The 19,702-nt window shown below is 66.3% G+C and carries 17 protein-coding genes; 7 read left to right on the top strand and 10 right to left on the bottom strand.

Features of this window, described 5'->3' with window-relative positions; translation table 11 throughout:
* Positions 1-185: 185 nt before the first annotated feature.
* Positions 186-1,394, top strand: a complete 1,209-nt coding sequence (gene kbl / locus ACZK33_RS04195) for a glycine C-acetyltransferase (protein WP_423174379.1) — start codon at positions 186-188, stop codon at positions 1,392-1,394.
* Positions 1,395-1,478: 84 nt separating this feature from the next.
* On the opposite strand, the gene ACZK33_RS04190 is transcribed toward kbl, so the two are convergent.
* The 4 genes from ACZK33_RS04190 to ACZK33_RS04175 all read right to left on the bottom strand — a co-directional run bounded on the left by ACZK33_RS04190 (position 1,479) and on the right by ACZK33_RS04175 (position 4,548).
* Complete coding sequence (locus tag ACZK33_RS04190) at positions 1,479-1,814, bottom strand: hypothetical protein (protein WP_005412356.1); 336 nt, start codon at positions 1,812-1,814, stop codon at positions 1,479-1,481.
* A gap of 85 nt (positions 1,815-1,899) precedes the next feature.
* Positions 1,900-2,709, bottom strand: a complete 810-nt coding sequence (locus ACZK33_RS04185; protein ID WP_423174380.1) for a pseudouridine synthase — start codon at positions 2,707-2,709, stop codon at positions 1,900-1,902.
* A 20-nt stretch (positions 2,710-2,729) separates the two neighbouring features.
* Complete coding sequence (locus ACZK33_RS04180; protein WP_423174381.1) at positions 2,730-3,236, bottom strand: hypothetical protein; 507 nt, start codon at positions 3,234-3,236, stop codon at positions 2,730-2,732.
* 220 nt (positions 3,237-3,456) lie between these two features.
* Complete coding sequence (locus ACZK33_RS04175; RefSeq protein ID WP_010483958.1) at positions 3,457-4,548, bottom strand: OmpA family protein; 1,092 nt, start codon at positions 4,546-4,548, stop codon at positions 3,457-3,459.
* A gap of 357 nt (positions 4,549-4,905) precedes the next feature.
* Between ACZK33_RS04175 and ACZK33_RS04170 the strand changes: the two genes are divergently transcribed.
* From ACZK33_RS04170 to ACZK33_RS04150, 5 genes are all read left to right on the top strand, one after another.
* Positions 4,906-5,925, top strand: a complete 1,020-nt coding sequence (locus ACZK33_RS04170) for a zinc-binding alcohol dehydrogenase family protein (protein ID WP_071229155.1) — start codon at positions 4,906-4,908, stop codon at positions 5,923-5,925.
* Between the two features lie 203 nt (positions 5,926-6,128).
* Positions 6,129-6,758, top strand: a complete 630-nt coding sequence (yczE, locus tag ACZK33_RS04165) for a membrane protein YczE (RefSeq protein WP_049463677.1) — start codon at positions 6,129-6,131, stop codon at positions 6,756-6,758.
* 376 nt (positions 6,759-7,134) lie between these two features.
* A complete protein-coding gene (locus ACZK33_RS04160) occupies positions 7,135-9,165 on the top strand; it encodes an NADPH-dependent 2,4-dienoyl-CoA reductase (RefSeq protein WP_423174382.1) in 2,031 nt (676 codons plus the stop codon).
* A gap of 297 nt (positions 9,166-9,462) precedes the next feature.
* Positions 9,463-9,921 (top strand): cell wall hydrolase, encoded by a 459-nt coding sequence (locus ACZK33_RS04155; protein ID WP_004154513.1) that lies wholly within the window; start codon positions 9,463-9,465, stop codon positions 9,919-9,921.
* 84 nt (positions 9,922-10,005) lie between these two features.
* Complete coding sequence (locus ACZK33_RS04150; protein ID WP_032130478.1) at positions 10,006-10,617, top strand: glutathione S-transferase N-terminal domain-containing protein; 612 nt, start codon at positions 10,006-10,008, stop codon at positions 10,615-10,617.
* A gap of 67 nt (positions 10,618-10,684) precedes the next feature.
* On the opposite strand, the gene ACZK33_RS04145 is transcribed toward ACZK33_RS04150, so the two are convergent.
* From ACZK33_RS04145 to ACZK33_RS04120, 6 genes are all read right to left on the bottom strand, one after another.
* Positions 10,685-11,740, bottom strand: a complete 1,056-nt coding sequence (locus ACZK33_RS04145) for a suppressor of fused domain protein (RefSeq protein ID WP_369353711.1) — start codon at positions 11,738-11,740, stop codon at positions 10,685-10,687.
* 46 nt (positions 11,741-11,786) lie between these two features.
* Positions 11,787-12,290 carry a hypothetical protein gene (locus tag ACZK33_RS04140; protein ID WP_279943227.1) on the bottom strand — a complete coding sequence of 168 codons (504 nt, stop codon included), beginning with the start codon at positions 12,288-12,290 and terminating at the stop codon, positions 11,787-11,789.
* 219 nt (positions 12,291-12,509) lie between these two features.
* A complete protein-coding gene (gene prpE, locus ACZK33_RS04135; RefSeq protein WP_032130475.1) occupies positions 12,510-14,390 on the bottom strand; it encodes a propionate--CoA ligase in 1,881 nt (626 codons plus the stop codon).
* Between the two features lie 783 nt (positions 14,391-15,173).
* Positions 15,174-15,788, bottom strand: coding sequence for an RluA family pseudouridine synthase (locus ACZK33_RS04130; RefSeq protein ID WP_423175802.1), 615 nt, complete (start codon positions 15,786-15,788; stop codon positions 15,174-15,176).
* Between the two features lie 195 nt (positions 15,789-15,983).
* On the bottom strand, positions 15,984-16,970 hold the full coding sequence (locus tag ACZK33_RS04125; protein WP_004153634.1) for a malate dehydrogenase: 987 nt from the start codon (positions 16,968-16,970) through the stop codon (positions 15,984-15,986).
* 118 nt (positions 16,971-17,088) lie between these two features.
* Complete coding sequence (locus ACZK33_RS04120; RefSeq protein WP_004153629.1) at positions 17,089-17,580, bottom strand: peptidylprolyl isomerase; 492 nt, start codon at positions 17,578-17,580, stop codon at positions 17,089-17,091.
* Between the two features lie 272 nt (positions 17,581-17,852).
* Here ACZK33_RS04120 and typA point away from each other — a divergent pair, with 272 nt between their 5' ends.
* Positions 17,853-19,700: a translational GTPase TypA gene (gene typA, locus ACZK33_RS04115; RefSeq protein WP_010483969.1), complete on the top strand. Its 1,848-nt coding sequence runs from the start codon at positions 17,853-17,855 to the stop codon at positions 19,698-19,700.
* The last annotated feature ends 2 nt before the right edge of the window (positions 19,701-19,702 follow it).

Here is a 19,702-nt window from a genome sequence, read left to right as displayed (position 1 = left end):
TGGCGTGGAAGGCGGGGAGCGGGCGTAGCGGCCGGAGCGGGACAGCTCCGGTTCACGAATTTTTAACCAGTTTGCTATTGCGATGCAACATGTGCCGGCCGTGGCGATGCCCCATCCGGGCCGGTCGGCAAGCGGCGATGCCCGGTAGAATCAACGGTTTCCCCGTTCAGAGCCGTGCCCACGCCATGACCGACGCCTCCTCCGCCCTGACCCGCCACTACGCCGAGGAACTGGACGCCATCCGCGCCCAGGGCCTGTTCAAGTCCGAGCGGATCATCACCAGCCCGCAGTCGGCCGAGATCACCCTCGAGGACGGCCGCAAGGTGCTGAACTTCTGTGCCAACAACTACCTGGGCCTGGCCGACCATCCGGACCTGATCCAGGCCGCCAAGGATGCGCTGGATACCCACGGCTTCGGCATGGCCTCGGTGCGCTTCATCTGCGGCACCCAGGACCTGCACAAGCAGCTGGAGAAGCAGATCGCCGACTTCTTCGGCAAGCAGGACACCATCCTGTACGCGGCCTGCTTCGATGCCAACGGCGGCCTGTTCGAGCCGCTGCTCGGCGAGAACGACGCGATCATTTCCGATGCGCTGAACCACGCCTCGATCATTGACGGCGTACGCCTGTGCAAGGCGAAGCGCTTCCGCTATGCCAACTGCGACATGGCCGACCTGGAAGCCCAGCTGCAGGCCGCCGACGCCGCCGGCTGCAAGACCAAGCTGATCACCACCGACGGCGTGTTCTCGATGGACGGCTTCATTGCGCCGCTGGACGAGATCACCGCGCTGGCGAAGAAGTACAACGCGCTGGTGCACATCGACGAATGCCACGCTACCGGCTTCCTCGGTGCCACCGGCCGCGGCTCGGCCGAAGTGAAGGGCGTGCTGGAAAAGATCGACATCATCACCGGCACCCTGGGCAAGGCCATGGGTGGTGCACTGGGCGGCTTCACCTGCGCCAGCGCCGAGGTGATCGAGCTGTTGCGCCAGCGTTCGCGCCCGTACCTGTTCTCCAACTCGCTGCCGCCGCATGTGGTGGCCGCCGGCATCAAAGCGTTCGAGATGCTGGCCGCCGCTGACGATCTGCGCGACACCCTGGTGGAAAACACCCGCTACTTCCGCGAAAAGATGGTCGCCGCCGGTTTCGACGTGAAGCCGGGCGTACACCCGATCAGCCCGGTGATGCTGTACGACGCACCGCTGGCGCAGAAGTTCGCCCAGCGCCTGCTGGAAGAAGGCATCTACGCGATCGGCTTCTTCTTCCCGGTGGTGCCCAAGGGCCAGGCACGCATCCGTACCCAGATCAGCGCCGCACACACGCGCGAACACCTGGACCGCGCCATCGATGCGTTCACCCGCATCGGTGTCGAGCTGGGCGTGATCAAGGGTTGATCCCCACCGGCCAAAGCGTGCCGACCAAGGTCGGCACCTACCAGGCGTGAGGGCGTGCCGACCGAGGTCGGCACCTTCCCGGCATCACTTCTTTTTCTTCTTGCCCTTCGGCTCGTCCTTGCTGGCCACCACCACCGGCTTGGCGGCAGCATCCTGGCCGTTGCCCTTGGCAACGCGGATGCCGTTGGCCTTCATCCAGGCGTCGAACTCGTCGGCGGTCATCTTCTTGTCGCCGTTGCTCATGAGGAAGCGGTAGCTGCCGCGACCATCCAGTTCCGGGGTCTTCACTTCCACCACCGGGGTCTCGGCCGGCGTTTCCGCCTTGGCCACCTTCTTGTGGCCACCACAGGCGGTCAGCAGCACCATCGGCAGCAGCAGGCCTGCGCAGCGCAGGGTTTGGTTGAGGGTCGGGTGGTACATGGGCAGGCTCCGTTCGGGAAATTCAGCAGCCAGACGCCCCCTACGCCTGGAACGGTGGCCGGCAACCGCCGGCCGCGGGCGATGATCAGCCCGGTGCAGCGGCCCCCAGCCGCTGCTGGTCACTGACCTCCAGCACCCGCCACTGGCCCTTGCCGAGATCGCCGAGCTGCAGCCCGCCGATCGCAACCCGGACCAGGCGCAGCACCTGCAGGTCGAAGGCCGCCAACAGGCGGCGGATGTGGCGGTTGCGGCCCTCGTCGAGGACCACCTCCAGCCACGCGGTCTTGTCGCCGCTGCGCAGCACGCGCACGGCCTGGGCCACGAGGAACTCGCCCTCGTCATCCACGCCAGCCTGCAGGGCCGCCAGCGTGGCGTCATCGGGCAGGCGGTCGACCTGCACGTGGTACGTCTTCTGCGGACCCGTTTCCGGATCGGTCAGATGCGCCGCCCACTGCGGATCGTTGCTGAACAGCAACAACCCTTCACTGGCCTTGTCGAGGCGCCCGACCGGCGCGATCCACGGCAGGCCGGCACCATCGAAGCACCGGTACACGGTATCGCGGCCACGCTCATCCTGCGCGGTGGTCACCACCCCACGCGGTTTGTTGAGCATCAGGTACAGGCGCTGCGGCGCGCCCATCGGCTGGCCATCGACCTCGATCGGCGGCGCCGGCTGCCCAATCGGGAATTCGGGATCCCGCACGATGCGGCCGGAGACGCGCACGCGGCCATCGGCGATCCAGCGCGCGGCCTCGCTGCGCGAACACACGCCGGCCTTGGACAGCACGCGCGCCAGGCCATGACGGACACCGGCGGCTGTGGCAGCGGGAGTCGCACGCCCACGCGGTGCGTGGGAGCGGGCGGCGGGGGCGGCAGGTGGGCGGCGCGTGCGCAAGCCTCTGCTCCCCGCGGTGCTTACTTCTTGTCGACCGGCTTGGTCTCAGCCGGTGTTTCGGCCGGGGCCGGAGTGGCGGCCGGAGCCGGACGCGCCTTGACCACACGCACGCCACGCGCCTTCATCCAGGCGTCGAACTCTTCGGCGGTCATGCGCTTGCCGTTCTGGCTCATGTCGAAGCGCCAGGGCGTGTTGTCGAATTCGGTCTGCGGCTTGTAGGCCGCCGGATCGTTCGGCTTCACTGCCGGGGCGCTCGGAATGGCCTTGGCGATGTTCTGGCAACCATCGATGCGCAGGCGCTGCAGCACCTGGTCCAGCGACTGCGACGGATCGTAGTTGCTGCTCAGCACGCCGGCCGGCATGCCCAGCTGGTTGCCACGGATGTAGAGCTCGTCGGCCACCGGCGCGATGGTCGTGGCCGGCAACGGCAGCGGCGAGGCGCTGGTGTTGACCGAGCAATCGACCGCAGCGTGGGCGGCGGGAACCAGGGCCAGCGCCAGGAAGGCGGCCGATGCAGAGCGCAGCATGAAGGGCATCCAGGAAAGGAAGTGACGCGGCGAGTTTAGCAATGCCGCGACAGCTTTCAAGCGCCACTTTCAATGAATACGGCAACTCATTGGTTTTACGGATAAAAACCCGACGAACGGTTGTTCCCGGACCGACGGACACGCGGATTCCGGGCCGCAGAAACAACAAGACCCGGCCGAAGCCGGGTCCTGCTGTGTCCTACTGGCAGAGCGTCAGAACTTAGTTCTGGACGTTCAGCTCGGTACGACGGTTCTTGGCGCGACCTTCCGGGTTGTCCGAACCATCCGGGTTGGTGTTCGGAGCAATCGGACGGCTCTCGCCGTAGCCGATCGGGCCGACCAGGCGACCGGCGTCAACGCCGTTCTTGGTCAGGTAGTTGTACACGGCGGTAGCGCGACGCTCCGACAGCTTCTGGTTGTAAGCGTCGGTACCCTTCGAGTCGGTGTGACCGGCAACTTCAACGCGCAGATCCGGGTAACGCTTCAGGATCTCGGTGGCTTCGCTCAGGATCGCCACGGCGTCCGGACGCAGGTTCGACTTGTCGAAGTCGAAGTTGACGCCCTTCAGGTCGATGGAGACCGGCACCGGGCAACCGTCCGGACCGATGGTCTGACCCGGCTGCGAGTTCGGGCACTTGTCGTCGCAGTTGTTGACGCCGTCACCGTCGTCATCCAGGTCGGCGCAGCTCGGGGCAACCGGAGCCGGAGCCGGAGCAGCCGCGACCGGAGCCGGGCCCAGCGGGATCACGACGCCGACCGAAGCCAGCACGTCACCGAACCAGTCTTCCTTCGGAGCGGCAACGCTCTGGTCGTCGAAGTCAGCGCGGTAGGCCACTTCGGCGCGGACAGCAACGCGCTTTTCGAAGGTGGTCTGCAGGCCGACGCCCAGCTTGGCGGCAACGTTGCCGTCCTTACGCTGGCGCGGACCGTTGGCATTCAGCGCCGGGTACTCTTCTTCCGACTTCTGGTAGCCCAGGCCACCGACGATGTACGGGTTCCAGCCGCGGCCTTCCTTGATGAAGTGGCGACGCAGGTCCAGCGAGACGCCGTACTGCGACCAGTTCAGGTCCTTGTTCGAATCGAAGTTCGGGTTCTGATAGTTCAGCTCACCGTCCAGCGACCAGTTCGGGCTGATGAACTTGCCCAGGCCCAGGGTCACGAACGGAGCGTCATTGGTCAGACGGTCGCTGTCCTGGAAGTTGAAGCCGGCCGAACCGGTCAGGTACCAGCGGTCATCGAACTCCTGCGCCGAAGCTGCCTGGGCAAAAGCCAGGCCGCCCAGCAGCGCGGCAGTAAGGATCTTCTTGTTCATTGAGTACAGCTCCTATTTCGGGGGTATGAAACCGGTAGAGGCATGGGCCAGCACAAGTGCGTCGATGTACGACAGCCGATTCAGCACGCCACCGCCGCGAACATTATGCTCAGGCGGGTGAAGGCCATGTTAACAGTCCCGTAACATGTGAAGTGTTGCGCCCGACCGTCCGCCGGTCCGACGTTGAAACCCTATACAGGATGATGAAAATCCGCAAGACCCTCACGCTGCAAGGGTTTGACGGGGTTTAGGCGGGGAAAACGACATATTGCGCAGCGCGCTGCATCAAACGGTTCAGCGCGTCTGCGGAAACGTGAGGAACCTTATGATGGAGCCACGAACCCAGCCGGAGCCGTGATGAAAGCCGTCGCCCTGAGTCGTGAATCCGCCCCTGCCCTGTGCGATATCCACCTGCCTCCGCCGCTGCCTCCCCGGGGCCGTGACCTGCTGGTCCGGGTCGAGGCGGTTTCAGTCAACCCCGTCGATGGCAAGCAGCGCGCCAGCACGGATCCGGCCACGCTCCAGGCACCCCGCGTGCTGGGTTGGGACGCTGCCGGCGTGGTCGAGGCAATCGGCGACGAGGCGAGCCTGTTTGCCTCCGGTGACGAGGTTTATTACGCAGGCGATGTCACCCGCCCCGGCTGCAATGCGCAGTACCACTGGGTGGATGAACGCCTGGTCGCGCGCAAGCCAACCACGCTGGATTTCGCTGAAGCCGCAGCGCTGCCGCTGACCACGCTCACCGCCTGGGAGCTGCTGTTCGAGCGCATGCCGCTGCGGCTGGACGATCGCCGCCACGCCGGCCAGCACCTGCTGGTGATCGGCGGTGCGGGTGGGGTCGGCTCGATGGCAATCCAGCTGGCCCGCCATGCGGGTTTCGAGGTGATCGCCACGGCGTCGCGCGAGGCCTCGGCCGACTGGTGCCGGCAGATGGGTGCCCGGCACGTGATCGACCACCGGCAACCACTTCAGGCCCAGCTGCAGGCGCTGGGCATCGACACGGTGCAGGTCGCACTCAACCTGGCCGACACCGATCACTACTGGGACGAACTGGGCCTGCTGCTGGCGCCGCAGGGACATGTGGGCCTGATCGTCGAGCCACGTGGGCCGCTGCGCATCGGCGATCCCTACAAAGCCAAGTGCATCGGAATCCACTGGGAGTTCATGTTCGCGCGCTCGCGCTTTGCCACTGCCGACTGCATCGAGCAGCACCGCATCCTCAGCCGCACGGCCAGCATGATCGATGCCGGCCAGCTGCGCGGCACCCTCAGTGAAAGCCTGGGCCCGATCAATGCGGCAAATCTGGACATCGCGCATCAGCGCCTGGCCAGCGGACGCACGGTGGGCAAACTGGCGCTGGCAGGCTGGGGCGACTGAGCCAGGCTGGAACGCCGATGTAAAGCCGAGCCCATGCCCGGCCGTGCGGTCTGATCGTAGCGTCGAGCGTGCTCGACTGATTCATCAGGAGCAGTCGAGCAAGCTCGACGCCACTGTAGCGGCGGATTGATCGGCATCTGTATCTATGGAAGTGAATAAATCGGGATTACGGTGGGAACAGATTCCCCTCCCCCGAGACCGTCATGCCCACCGCCCTGCCCTTGCGCCTGCTGCAACTGATCACCGGCCTGTTCCTGTACGGCTTCGGCGCCTCGCTGATGATCCGTGCGGCCATCGGCGTGGCGCCCTGGGACGTGCTGTCGCAGGGCATCGCCGCGCAGACGCCGCTGTCGTTCGGGCTGGCCACCAACGTGATCGGTGCGCTGGTGTTGCTGCTGTGGTGGCCGCTGCGGCAGAAACCGGGTGTCGGCACCGTGCTCAACGTGATGCTGATCGGCCCTTCCGCGCAGTTCGGGCTATGGTTGCTGCCGCCGGCCGTCGGCCTTGGCTGGCAGCTGGCGATGTTCTGCGCGGGCATGCTGCTGGTCGCGCTGGCCACCGGCCTGTACATCGGCGCCAGGCTTGGCCCTGGCCCGCGCGACGGCCTGATGACCGGCCTGCATGCCCGCACCGGCTGGCCGATCTGGAAAGTGCGCAGCCTGATCGAGGGCAGCGTGCTGCTGCTGGGCTGGTGGCTGGGCGGCAATGTTGGGCTCGGCACCCTCGCCTTCGCTCTGCTGATCGGTCCGCTGTGTGGTGTCACGCTGGGCTGGTTCGGGATCGGTCGCACCCCGGTAGTGCCGGCCGCCGGCCGGCAGCCGCAGTCCCCCTGAGCTGATCGGGATGCCGGCCAGCGGCCGGCACTACCGCCCCCGGAGTTCGGGGGCAGCGCCGCAGGCGCGGGGGCGTGGAGGCCGGTAAGTGGGGCCCGCGGTTCGCGCAGCGAATTGCGGGAGCGACAGCACGCATGTGCCGAGCGTACCCGGCCAGCGGCCGGCACTACCCCCCGGAGTTCGGGGGCAGCGCCGCAGGCGCGGGGGCGTGGAAGCCGGTAAGTGGGGCCCGCGGTTCGCGCAGCGAATTGCGGGAGCGACAGCACGCATGTGCCGAGCGTACCCGGCCAGCGGCCGGCACTACCCAAAGGCCGGCCCTTGCCCCGGCCGCCGTTTCGCGGCACGCTTCGCGCTTCCGTACGCAAGCGTATCGACAATGTCGCCAGCCAACGAAAGCGCCTACCCCCATCTGTTCGCCCCGCTGGACCTGGGCTTCACCCAGCTGCGCAACCGCGTATTGATGGGCTCGATGCACACCGGCCTGGAGGATCGCGCCCGCGACTTCCCGCGGCTGGCGGCCTACTTCGCCGAACGCGCCGAGGGCGGTGTCGGCCTGATCGTCACCGGTGGCTTCGCGCCGAACGTGGTCGGCTGGCTGAAGCCGTTCGGCGGCAAGCTGTCCTGGCCCTGGGAAGTACGCCCGCACCGTCAGCTCACCGCCGCCGCGCACCAGCACGGCGCGAAGATCTGCCTGCAGCTGCTGCATGCCGGCCGCTATGCCTACCACCCTTTGTCAGTGGCGCCGTCGAAGCTGAAGGCACCGATCAACCCGTTCACCCCGCGTGCGTTGTCGGCCAGCGGCGTCGAGCGGCATATCGCCGACTACGCACGCAGCGCGAAGCTGGCCCGCGAGGCTGGCTACGACGGTGTGGAAGTGATGGGCTCGGAGGGCTACCTCATCAACGAGTTCATCGCCCCGCGCACCAACAAGCGCACCGACCGCTGGGGCGGCGATGCCAACCAGCGCATGCGCTTCGCGGTCGAGATCGTGCGCCGCATCCGCGAGGCCTGTGGCCCGGACTTCATCATCATCTACCGCCTGTCGCTGGTGGACCTGGTGGAGGACGGCAGCAACTGGGAGGAGATCGTGCAGCAGGCGCAGGCCATCGAGGCCGCCGGCGCGACGATCATCAATTCCGGCATCGGCTGGCACGAAGCCCGTATTCCGACCATTGCCACCTCGGTGCCGCGCGCTGCCTTCGCCGGGGTCACCGCCAAGCTCAAGCCGCATGTGAAGGTGCCGCTGGTGGCGACCAACCGCATCAACATGCCCGACGTGGCCGAGCGCATCCTGGCCGGCGGCGGCGCCGACATGGTGTCGCTGGCGCGGCCGCTGCTGGCCGACCCGCAATGGCCGAACAAGGCCCGTGCCGGCCGCGCCGAGGCAATCAACACCTGCATCGCCTGCAACCAGGCCTGCCTGGACCACGTGTTCGAGAACAAGCTGGCCAGCTGCCTGGTCAATCCGCGCGCCGCCCACGAGACCGAGCTGGTCTATCGCCCCACCGCCACGCCGAAGAAAGTTGCCGTGGTCGGTGCTGGCCCGGCAGGCCTGGCGTGTGCCACCGTCGCTGCCCAGCGCGGCCACCAGGTCACCCTGTTCGATGCCAACGAGGAGATCGGCGGCCAGTTCAACGTGGCCAAGCGCATCCCCGGCAAGGAAGAGTTCCACGAGACCCTGCGCTACTTCCGCCACACGCTGGCCGAAACCGGCGTGCAGCTGCGCCTCAGTACCCGTGCCGATGCCGCCACCCTGGCCGGCTTCGACGAGGTGGTGCTGGCCACCGGCATCACCCCGCGCAAGGTCGACTTCCCTGGCGCCGACCACGCCAAGGTGGTCAGCTACCTGGACGTGCTGCTGGGCCGGGTTGAAGTGGGCACCAATGCGGCGATCATCGGCGCCGGCGGCATCGGCTTCGATGTCGGCGAGTTCCTCAGCCACGCCGGTGAGTCCCCCTCCCTCGACCCGCAACGCTGGATGGCCGAATGGGGCGTGGACAGCGCGTTCGAGGCCCGCGGCTCGCTGGGCCGGCCCGAGGTCGAGGCGTCACCGCGTCGGCTCTGGCTGCTGCAGCGCAGCCCGGGCAAGCCCGGCGCGCGACTGGGCAAGACCACTGGCTGGATTCACCGCGCCACACTGAAGGCCAAGGGCGTGCGCATGCTCGGTGGCGTCGAGTACCTGGGCGTGGACGACGAAGGCCTGCGCATCCGCGTGGAAGGCAGCGAACAGCTGCTGCCGGTCGACCATGTGGTGATCTGCGCCGGGCAGGAACCGAACCGTGCATTGCAGGCCGAACTGCAGGCCGCCGGCATCAACGCGCAGCTGATCGGGGGTGCCGATGTGGCCGCCGAACTGGATGCGAAGCGGGCCATCGACCAGGGCAGCCGGGTCGCCGCCGCGCTCTGATGAGCGCCTGAATGGGGGGCGGAATGTGATTTCCGTCACCCCTGCCGAACCTGAATGTCAAGCCGGGCGGTTCACGATGCGTTCGGCTATCCCCCCCTACCTTGCGCCATCTTTCCGCTCACCAGCCAGTTTCCGGTGAGCCGGCGCAGCCCCTCGATCGGTACTGATCGTTTCTTTTGGGGCTGCCCACGGGGCGGCCCCGATGGCCGCCTCCCCATGACGCCAAGTCGTACCCCGCCTCCTGTCGCCCCCGCGGCCGGAACCGGAGCGTGCGGCCCATACGGAGCAAGGAGTTATATGAAACTGGCCTGGATTCTCTGGCTGTCGCAGTTGTTGCCTCAGCCGGCCGCTGATTCATTGTGTTTGAGCACCACCGTTTACCTGGAAGCCCGCGACCAGACCCTGCGTGGCCAGCAGGCCGTCGCCGAGGTCGCCCTGCGCCGCCTCGACAGTGGCCTGTGGGGCGACTCCATGTGCCAGGTGGTCACCGCGCGCAAGCAGTTCGCACCGACCATCGTCTCGCCCGGCACCCAGCTGGGCAATGATGCGGCCTGGAGCGAGGCGATGAACGTGGCCTTCGACGCCGAGCGCAACTGGGCGCTGCCGGCCGGCGAGCGCCGCGAGATCGTGCCCGGTGCCAGCCACTTCGCCGCGCTGTCCATTGCCAGCCCGAACTGGCGCAATGCCTACCAGGTGGCCACCATCGGCGATCACACCTTCTATAAGGTGCAGAACCTCAAGCCGCGGCAGTCGTAACGATCCGTGCTGGCGGCAGCGTTGCCGCCCGCTGGCAAGCTCTGGGATAGTGGGCGTTTCCCGCCCGCATCACCTGGAGTTCCCATGAAGCTGTACAGCAAGCCCGGTGCCTGTTCCACCGCCGACCACATCGCCCTGCAGTGGACCGGCCAGCCGTTCGAGGTTGAACTGCTGAACAAGGACACCCTGAAGGGCCCGGAATTCCTCAAGATCAATCCGGCCGGTGCCGTCCCCGCACTGGTCGACGGCGACTTCGTGCTGCTGCAGAACGCCGCGATCATGGGCTATATCGCCGACAGCTTCCCGCAGGCCGGCCTCGGCGGCGACGGCAGCCCGCGCCAGCGCGCCGAAGCCACCCGCTGGCTGGCCTTCGTCAATTCCGATGTGCATCCTGCCTTCTCGCCGCTGTTCGCGCCGGGCAAGTTCATTGCCGACGAGAGCCAGTTCGATGCGATCCGCGCCGCCGCGCACAAGCGCCTGCGCGCCCTGTTCGAGACCGCCGACAAGCAGCTGGCCGACAAGCCGTGGCTGGCCGGCTTCCGCAGCTTCGCCGACCCGTACTTCTACATCACGCTGCGCTGGGCTGCTGGCACCAAGGTCGACCTGTCCGGCCTGGACAACCTGGCCGCCTACAAGGCGCGCATGGATGCCGATGCCGGCGTGCAGGCCGCGCTGAAGGCCGAAGGCCTGGCCTGATCCAGACCATGGGTCGGAGCCGTCTGCGCAGCAGACGGCTCTGCCCCCATCGGTGCAATCGCCACACTCAACCGATCTGGCGGATCACTTCGCCCTTGGCATCGCGCAGGTAGGTCGGCACCACTTCGATGCGCAGCGCCGCCTCCACCGGGTAGATGCCGCGCTCGGCACGCACGCCCGCCAAGGCTTCCAGACCCGTCTCGTCCAGTGCCCAGCGCGCGCTGTCGGCCGATACCTCGCCGGTTTCACCGCGCGCGGCCGGAATGAATTCCCACTGCCGCTCGCGGCTGACCAGTTCCAGTGATTTGCCGTGGCGCAGGCGCAATGGCAGCAGCTCGCACACGCTGGCCACCTGGCCCGCACCGAGCACCAGGGTGGTGACGCCCGCCTCCTGGCGCCAGTCCAGCGTCTCGATGAACAGCATGCCGGTGCTGGAGCCCTCGCGCTCGCTGCCGGTCTGCACCTGTGCAGCCAATGCCGGATCCTCCAGCAGGTTGCCGCGATGCAGGTCGCTGATCCACAGCGGCATCGCCGGTTGCAGCGCCTGCAGCACGCCGCGCGTCGACCAGCGCTTGACCGCTTCCATCTCCTCATCGGTCAACCCGACCAGCTGCAGGAACTGCAGGTGGCCATTGGCGGTGTCGCGTGCGGGCAACTGCGGATCTGCGACGAAGGCCAGATGGCACAAGCGCGTGTTGGTCTCCAACGCGATCGGGCCGTTGGCGTTGAGGTGGTGGCCATCCTCGAACACGTTGCCACTGCCGAACACATAGCGCGCCAGGTTCTGCAGCAGGTTCATCGGCCACACCGGCGGCGTGCTGCCGGCGTTCTCACCGGCGTCGGCAGCGAGGCGGAAGGTCAGCTCGAAACCATAGCCACTGGCGGTGGCATCACTGCTCTCCTTGGCGTACAGCTCGGAGAAGCCGTAGGTGATGTAATGCCAATGCGGTACCGGCGCATCCGCCCAGTACACGCTGATGCCATCGAGCGGATCCTGGCCACCGAGCGTGTACGGAAGCGCGGTGCCGAAGTGACGCGGTTCCTGCCCGGCATACAGCGGCGCCAGCGCCGCATTGATCGCGTCCCAGCCGGGGGTATCGGTGTCGTCGTGGTCGTCCTGCACGCGGGACTCCTTGTGGGGAAGTGAACCGATCACTTTACGCGGTGGCTCAGGCCTGCACGACCTCGCCGCCGCCATTGACCACGGCCGCCTGGGTCTCCTGCCACCAGCGCTGCGCCAATGCCGGGCTGCGCGCCTTGCCCACCGCCGCCAGCAGTTCCGGGCACAGGCGCTCCAGTGCCAGCGCATCGGTGCAGCGTTCGATCTTCAACTGCATGAAATAGCCCTTCAGGCCCAGATGCCGACGCACGGCCTCACTCATCGCGTCGTACAGCTGCTGGTACAGCGCCGGGTCCTGTTCACGGCCGGTGCTGATGCTGCGCGTCGGTGCGGCTTCGACACTTCCGCCGATCACTTCAATCAGGCCCTGCGCTGACAATTGCTCCAGTGCGTCCGGTGGTGCGCGCAGGCCTTCGAACAGGCCGCGCAGTTCAGTGTCATCGCGATGGCCGTCGACCATCAGCAGGATCGAACGCAGTGCCGCCGGCAGGCGCCGACCACGGTCCTCGATTTCCTGGCGGCCAGCGGCCGTCTTGGCGTGCAGCAAAGCCATTGCCTCCCCCCAATCTCTCGATGCGCAATGCCAGCGCGCCCTGGCGGGCGCGCTCCCCTGTGTGCCATCCCCGGACGGCACGCGCCTTCCCCGGCGCGCACCGCGTATTGCAGGTCGATGACAGGCCGAGCTTAGCGCAAGTGCTGCGGGTAGTGCCGGCCGCTGGCCGGCAACCTCGGGATTGATGGGGGGTGCCGGCCAGCGGCCGGCACTACCAGGTCAACGGCCCAGCGCGCGGCGGATCTCCTCCAGCGCGCTGGGGTCGTCCAGCGTCGACAGGTCACCCGGGTCGCGCTGTTCGGCCAGCGCCTGCAGCGAGCGCCGCAGCAGCTTGCCGGATCGGGTCTTGGGCAGCGCATTGACCACGTGCACGTGCGCCGGGCGCGCGACCGCGCCGAGCGAGGTGGTCACCGTGGCCATCATCTCGGCCACCACCAGCGCCGGATCCTCGCCATCCAGCCCCTGCTTGAGGGTGACGAACACCAGCGGCACCTGCCCCTTCAGCTCATCCTTGACCCCGATCACCGCCGCCTCGGCCACACGTGGATGGCTGGAGATGGCTTCTTCAATCTCGCGCGTACCCAACCGGTGACCGGCCACATTGATCACATCATCGGTGCGACCGAGGATGAAGGTGTAGCCATCGTCGTCACGGATCGCCCAGTCCAGCGAGCTGTACAGCAGCTCCTTGAAGTGGCTGAAGTAGCTCTGCAGGAAACGGCTGTCGTCGTTCCACACCGTGCTCATGCAGCCCGGCGGCAGCGGCGGCGACACCACCAGCACGCCCTTCTGCCCCGGTGCCACTTCCTCGCCGGTGTTCTCGTCGATCACCTTCATCCGGTAGCCGAGATTGGGGAACCCGGGCGAGCCGAAACGCACCGGCTTCATCTCCAGGCCCGGCAGCAGGGTCAGTGCCGGCCAGCCGGTTTCGGTCTGCCAGTAATTGTCGATGATCGGCTTGCCGAGCGCTTCGCTGATCCAGTGCGCGGTCGGTTCGTCCAGCGGCTCGCCGGCCAGGAACAGGTACTTCAGCGCGCCCAGGTCGTGGCGATGGATGAAGTCCGCGTCGTGCTTCTTCAGCACGCGGATGGCGGTGGGCGACGAGAACATCGTGCGCACGTTGTACTGCTCGCACAGCGCCCACCAGATGCCCGGATCCGGGTTGGTCGGCAGCCCTTCGTAGAGCAGCGAGGTGCAGCCGCCGATCAGCGGGCCGTACACGTTGTAGGAATGGCCGACCGCCCAGCCGACGTCGGAGGTGGAGAACATCACCTGGCCCGGCCTGCAGTCGAACACCGTTTCCATCGACTGTGCCATCGCCACCGCATAGCCCCCCACATCGCGCTGCACGCCCTTCGGCTTGCCGGTGGTGCCGGAGGTATACAGCAGATAGCTCGGCTCGCTCGCTTCCAGCCACTGCACCGGCACGTCGACTTCACCGATCTGCGCACGCAGCTCGGCGTAGTCCACATCGCGGCCCGGCACGCGTGGTTCGGCGGCATCCAGCCCACGCGACACGATCAGCACGTGCGGCGGTGGCGACGTGGCTTCGGCGCAGGCGGCGTCGACCATCGGCTTGTACGGAATCAACTTGCCACCGCGCATGCCGGCATCGGCCGCGATCAGCAGCTTGGGCTTGGCGTCGTCGATGCGCAGCGCCAGGTTGTGCGCGGCAAAGCCACCGAACACCACCGAGTGCACCGCACCGATGCGCGCGCAGGCCAGCATCGCGAACACGGCTTCGGCCATGTTCGGCATGTAGATCACCACGCGGTCACCGTGACCGACGCCGAGGTGCTTGAGCACGGCGGCGAAGTCATTCACCTCGCGATACAGCTGGCGGTAGGTGATCTCGCGGGTGCTGTTGGTCTCGGTGGAGATGGCAACCAGTGCGAGCTGGTCGGCGCGCTCGGCCAGGTGGCGGTCGACGGCGTTGTAGCAGAGATTGGTTTCACCACCGACGAACCAGCGCCGGAACGGCGGGTTGCTGTAGTCGAGCACCTGCTGCGGCGGTTTGTGCCAATGGATGCGCTTGGCTTCCTCGCCCCAGAAGGCCTCCGGCTCGTCGATCGAGCGACGGTAGGTTTCCTCGTAGTTCATGACGCAGCCCTCCCAGACAAAGTCATGGGTTCGAGGATAGTCCGGCGCTGGCGCGCGGGCCGCCCTACCTTGGTAGGGGGTGGGGTTCTGTTCTGCAGGGCTTGCAGCGCTGCACCTGCAGAATCAACGTCAACGTCAACGTCAACGTCAAAAGCGGGGCCATTGAGGGATGGCGGGGTGGGTCCGGTTGCGGGGGGCGCCGTAAATCCGTCCATGGAGGCTCGGTCGCCGCGTCCATGCGGCTCACGCCCCCACAACCGGACCCACCCCGCCTTCGACAGTTTCCTGCGATCTGTCGGAAAGGCGTGTTGCTCTGGTGGGTGTCGACCTTGGTCGACTGCTCTGGTGGGTGTCGACCTTGGTCGACTGCTCTGGTGGGTGTCGACCTTGGTCGACACGGTAGATCCACGCCATGCGTGGATGATTCATTCGATATCTGACAGAAGAATCGTGTCGACCAAGGTCGACACCTACCAACAGCCGCGCGGAACAACGGCCGCAGTTGCCAACAGCCGAGTGAACCTGTCAAAGGTGGGGCGGTGTCGGAGTGCGGGGTGTCAGCCGCATGGGCCCGAGGCATGCCTCGGGCGGGTTGGGTAGGACGCGCAACCCCGGTCTTGCCGTGTGCGCAGGACAGCGCACACGAGCAAGCGGCTGCCAAGCCTACAGGGACGTACTTGCGGCGTCCCCGCACTCCGACACCGTCCCGCCAACCCACGGATAGCCCGCTTCTGACGTTGACGTTGATTCTGCAGGTGCAGGGCTGCAAGCCCTGCCGAACCCCTAGAACGGAGTCGCGGACTCGAACGCGAGCGCCTCGCCCGTCACCGGATGGGTGAACCGCAGGCTGCGCGCATGCAGATGCACACGCTGCGCCGACGCGGCGTCATACAGGACATCGCCAACGATGGGATGGCCGAGACTGGCCATGTGCAGGCGCAGCTGATGGCTGCGGCCAGTGATCGGTTCCAACGCCACGCGGGTGCGCTGCGCTTCAACATCACGTGCCATTACGTGCCAACGTGTCAGCGCCGGTTTGCCGCGTTCGTGATCGACCATCTGCTTCGGCCGGTTCGGCCAGTCCACGATCAACGGCAGGTCCACTTCGCCGGCATCGCCTTCAAGCAGCCCCTCCACGATCGCTTCGTAACGCTTGCCAACCTGGCGCTGCTCGAACTGCATCGACAACGCCACCTGCATGTCCTTGCCGCGCGCATGCAGCAGCAGGCCGGAGGTCACCTGGTCCAGGCGATGCACGGTCAACGCATCCGGGTACAGCGCCTGCAGGCGCGCGACCACGCAGTCCTGGTTCTCGGCGCTGCGGCCAGGCACGGACAGCAGGCCGGCCGGCTTCTCGACCACCAGCAGCGCGTCGTCGATGTAATGCAGGTGGATCATCAGTTCCTGTATTCCTCAAACAGAAACGGGGAAGCCTGAGCTTCCCCGTTGCTGCGTACCGACCAACGGTCGGTACCTACCTTCTGGATCGCGTACCGACCAACGGTCGGTACCTACCTTCTGGATCACGTACCGGCCAACGGCCGGCACCTACCTTGATGGAAGACGTACCGGCCGGAGCCGGTACCGCCTGCATCAGCCCAGCAGGTGGGCGACGCCGGCGCGCTCTTCTTCCAGCTCGGCCAGGGTCTTGTCGATGTACTTCTGGCTGAAGTCGTCGATCGGCAGATCCTTGACCAGGGTGTACTTGCCGTTCTCGGTGGTCACCGCGAAGCCGAAGATCACGCCTTCCGGAATGCCGTAGGAACCGTCGGACGGCACGCCCATGGTGACCCACTTGCCGTTGCTGCCCAGCACCCAGTCACGCACGTGGTCGATCGCTGCGTTGGCGGCCGAAGCAGCCGAGGACGAGCCACGGGCTTCGATGATCGCCGCGCCGCGCTTGCCGACGGTCGGGATGAAGGTGTTGGCGTTCCACTCCTGGTCGTTGATCGCATCGGCGATCGACGCACCATCGGCGGTGGCGAAACGGTAGTCCGGGTACATGGTCGGGCTGTGGTTGCCCCACACCACCAGCTTCTCCATGCCACCGACCGGCTTGCCGAGCTTGGTCGACAGCTGGCTCAGCGCGCGGTTGTGGTCCAGGCGCAGCATGGCGGTGAAGTTCTCCGGCTTCAGGTCCGGGGCCGACTTCATCGCGATGTAGGCGTTGGTGTTGGCCGGGTTACCGACCACCAGCACCTTCACGTCACGGCTGGCGACCTTGTTCAGCGCCGCGCCCTGGGCAGTGAAGATCTTGGCGTTTTCCAGCAGCAGGTCCTTGCGCTCCATGCCCGGGCCACGCGGACGCGCGCCGACCAGCAGGGCGATGTCGGCGTCCTTGAACGCGACTTCGGCATCATCGGTGCCGACCATGCCGGCCAGCAGCGGGAAGGCGCAGTCTTCCAGCTCCATCATCACGCCCTTCAGGGCGGCCTGGGCCTTGTCCACCGGCAGTTCCAGCAGCTGCAGGATGACCGGCTGGTCCTTGCCCAGCATTTCGCCGGAGGCGATGCGGAACAGCAGGGCATAACCGATCTGGCCGGCGGCGCCGGTCACGGCAACACGAACGGGTGCTTTCATGGGGGTTTCCTCTTGCTTGCAAGCGTTTGATGGGACGCCGCGGGCGTGGCCACGCAGGCCTGGCGGGCGGCGGGGAACAGGGAAACGGCCACCCGAGGGTGGCCGTTTCGAAGGGGGATCAGGCGGCGAGGTGCTTGTTCCACTCCGCGACGCGTTCGGCCTGAGCGGCCAGCACGGCGTCGACGTCGCCTTCCAGGGTGATCGAATGGATCACGTCGCCCTGCTTGACCGAATCGACGATGGCCTGGCCTTCCAGGACCTTGCCGAAGACGGTGTGGCGGCCGTCCAGCCAGTCGGTCTTGATGTGGGTGATGAAGAACTGGCTGCCGTTGGTGTTCGGGCCGGCGTTGGCCATCGACAGCGAGCCAACCTCGTGCTTCACGCCATTCTTCTCGTCTTCGAACTTGTAGCCCGGGCCGCCGGTGCCACGACCCTGCGGGCAGCCGCCCTGGATCATGAAGTCGGCGATCACGCGGTGGAAGATCAGGCCGTCATAGAAACCGTGCTTGACCAGGTTCACGAAGTTGGCCACGGTCAGCGGCGCCTTGTCGGCGAACAGCTCGACCTTGATCGGGCCCTGGGTGGTGTCGAAAGTGGCGATGAGGGACATGAAGATCCTTGATGCAGAGGGGAACGCGTCTAGCCACCTAGTTTACACCTGCCTCGTGGCGGCGGCGGCTTCGACCATGGGCGCAGATCCGGGCTTCAGCCACGGGACGGGGTGCCCCGCGGTGCAGGCCAGGCGGCCTCGACCGGCGCCGCGGCCCCCAGCTGAATGGGCCCCATGACGGGTGTGAAATCCACCTTTTCGCGAATCGTCAAGTTCGACGTATAATGTTGGACTTCTTTTTCCAAATCCGGCGCCGACTGGCCCCCTTTCGTATGTCCATCGAAAATCTTCGCAACATCGCCATCGTCGCCCACGTCGACCATGGCAAGACCACCCTGGTCGACCAGCTGCTGAAGCAGTCCGGCACCCTGTCCGAGCGTACCGTCCTCGCCGAGCGCGTGATGGACAGCAACGACCAGGAAAAGGAACGCGGCATCACCATCCTGGCCAAGAACACCGCCATCACCTGGGAAGACAAGAAGACCGGCATCAAGAACCGGATCAACATCGTCGACACCCCCGGCCACGCCGACTTCGGTGGTGAGGTCGAGCGCGTGCTGTCGATGGTCGACACCGTACTGATCCTGGTCGATGCGATGGACGGCCCGATGCCGCAGACCCGCTTCGTGACCCAGAAGGCCTTCGCGATGGGCTTCAAGCCGATCGTCGTGGTCAACAAGGTCGACCGTCCGGGCGCCCGTCCGGAATGGGTGATCGACCAGGTCTTCGACCTGTTCGACAAGCTCGGCGCCACCAACGAGCAGCTGGACTTCCCGATCGTCTACGCCTCCGGCCTGAACGGCTATGCCGGCCTGGAAGACACCGTGCGCGACGGCGATATGACCCCGCTGTACGAAGCGATCATGCAGCACGCGCCGCGTCCGGAAGTGGACCCGGAAGGCCCGTTCCAGATGCGCATCAGCCAGCTGGACTACAACAACTTCGTGGGCGTGATCGGCATCGGCCGCATCCAGCGCGGCACCCTGAAGAAGAACATGCAGGTCGCGGTCATCGACCGTGAAGGCAAGAAGCGCAACGGCAAGGTGCTGCAGGTGCTGGGCTTCATGGGCCTGGAGCGCATCGAGCAGGATTCGGCCGAGGCCGGCGACATCGTGGCCATCTCCGGCATCCAGGAGCTGACCATCTCCGATACCATCTGCGCACCGGACTTCCCGGAAGCGCTGCCTGCGCTGACCGTCGACGAGCCGACCATCTCGATGACCTTCCAGGTCAACAACTCGCCGTTCGCCGGCAACAAGGACCTGTCCGGTGGCAAGTTCCTGACCAGCCGCCAGATCAAGGACCGCCTGGACCGTGAAAAGGTCCACAACGTGGCCCTGAAGGTCGAACAGCTGGAAGACGCTGACAAGTTCCTGGTTTCCGGCCGTGGCGAACTGCACCTGTCGGTGCTGATCGAGAACATGCGTCGCGAAGGCTACGAGCTGGCCGTGTCGCGTCCGGAAGTGATCATCAAGGAAATCGACGGCCAGATGATGGAGCCGATCGAGCAGCTGGTGGTGGACATCGAAGAAATCCACCAGGGCGGCGTGATGGAAAAGCTGGGCACCCGCAAGGGCCAGCTGAAGAACATGGAATCGGACGGCAAGGGCCGCGTGCGCCTGGAATACTCGATCCCGGCCCGTGGCCTGATCGGTTTCCAGAACGAGTTCAAGACCCTGACCCAGGGTTCGGGCCTGCTGTTCCACGTGTTCGACCACTACGGTCCGAAGGAACAGGGCGCGATCGCCAAGCGCATCAACGGCGTGATGATCGCCAATGCGCCGGGCACCACGCCGGCCTACTCGCTGGGCCCGCTGCAGGAGCGCGGCAAGCTGTTCGCTGCTGAAGGCGACAACGTGTATGAAGGTCAGCTGGTCGGCATCCACTCCAAGGACAACGACCTGACCGTCAACGCGATCAAGACCAAGCCGCTGACCAACATGCGCGCTTCGGGCAAGGACGATGCGATCCAGCTGACCCCGGCGATCAAGTACTCGCTGGAACAGGCCCTGGACTTCATCGAAGACGACGAGCTGGTCGAGATCACCCCGAAGGAGATCCGTCTGCGCAAGAAGTTCCTGACCGAAAGCGACCGCAAGAAGGCTTCGCGCGGCGGCTGAGC

The organism is Stenotrophomonas sp. 86156_Sma (genome assembly GCF_056481625.1).
Note: the sequence above shows the minus strand (reverse complement) of the source record. Positions and strands in the feature narration are given on the sequence as shown.

What these genes read in the sequence shown, in the direction of transcription:
- kbl (WP_423174379.1), top strand. Translation starts at nt 186, where the DNA reads ATGACCGACGCCTCCTCCGCCCTGACCCGCCACTACGCCGAGGAACTG.
- ACZK33_RS04190 (WP_005412356.1), bottom strand. Translation starts at nt 1,814, where the DNA reads ATGTACCACCCGACCCTCAACCAAACCCTGCGCTGCGCAGGCCTGCTG.
- ACZK33_RS04180 (WP_423174381.1), bottom strand. Translation starts at nt 3,236, where the DNA reads ATGCTGCGCTCTGCATCGGCCGCCTTCCTGGCGCTGGCCCTGGTTCCC.
- ACZK33_RS04175 (WP_010483958.1), bottom strand. Translation starts at nt 4,548, where the DNA reads ATGAACAAGAAGATCCTTACTGCCGCGCTGCTGGGCGGCCTGGCTTTT.
- ACZK33_RS04170 (WP_071229155.1), top strand. Translation starts at nt 4,906, where the DNA reads ATGAAAGCCGTCGCCCTGAGTCGTGAATCCGCCCCTGCCCTGTGCGAT.
- yczE (WP_049463677.1), top strand. Translation starts at nt 6,129, where the DNA reads ATGCCCACCGCCCTGCCCTTGCGCCTGCTGCAACTGATCACCGGCCTG.
- ACZK33_RS04160 (WP_423174382.1), top strand. Translation starts at nt 7,135, where the DNA reads ATGTCGCCAGCCAACGAAAGCGCCTACCCCCATCTGTTCGCCCCGCTG.
- ACZK33_RS04155 (WP_004154513.1), top strand. Translation starts at nt 9,463, where the DNA reads ATGAAACTGGCCTGGATTCTCTGGCTGTCGCAGTTGTTGCCTCAGCCG.
- ACZK33_RS04150 (WP_032130478.1), top strand. Translation starts at nt 10,006, where the DNA reads ATGAAGCTGTACAGCAAGCCCGGTGCCTGTTCCACCGCCGACCACATC.
- ACZK33_RS04140 (WP_279943227.1), bottom strand. Translation starts at nt 12,290, where the DNA reads ATGGCTTTGCTGCACGCCAAGACGGCCGCTGGCCGCCAGGAAATCGAG.
- prpE (WP_032130475.1), bottom strand. Translation starts at nt 14,390, where the DNA reads ATGAACTACGAGGAAACCTACCGTCGCTCGATCGACGAGCCGGAGGCC.
- ACZK33_RS04130 (WP_423175802.1), bottom strand. Translation starts at nt 15,788, where the DNA reads ATGATCCACCTGCATTACATCGACGACGCGCTGCTGGTGGTCGAGAAG.
- ACZK33_RS04125 (WP_004153634.1), bottom strand. Translation starts at nt 16,970, where the DNA reads ATGAAAGCACCCGTTCGTGTTGCCGTGACCGGCGCCGCCGGCCAGATC.
- ACZK33_RS04120 (WP_004153629.1), bottom strand. Translation starts at nt 17,580, where the DNA reads ATGTCCCTCATCGCCACTTTCGACACCACCCAGGGCCCGATCAAGGTC.
- typA (WP_010483969.1), top strand. Translation starts at nt 17,853, where the DNA reads ATGTCCATCGAAAATCTTCGCAACATCGCCATCGTCGCCCACGTCGAC.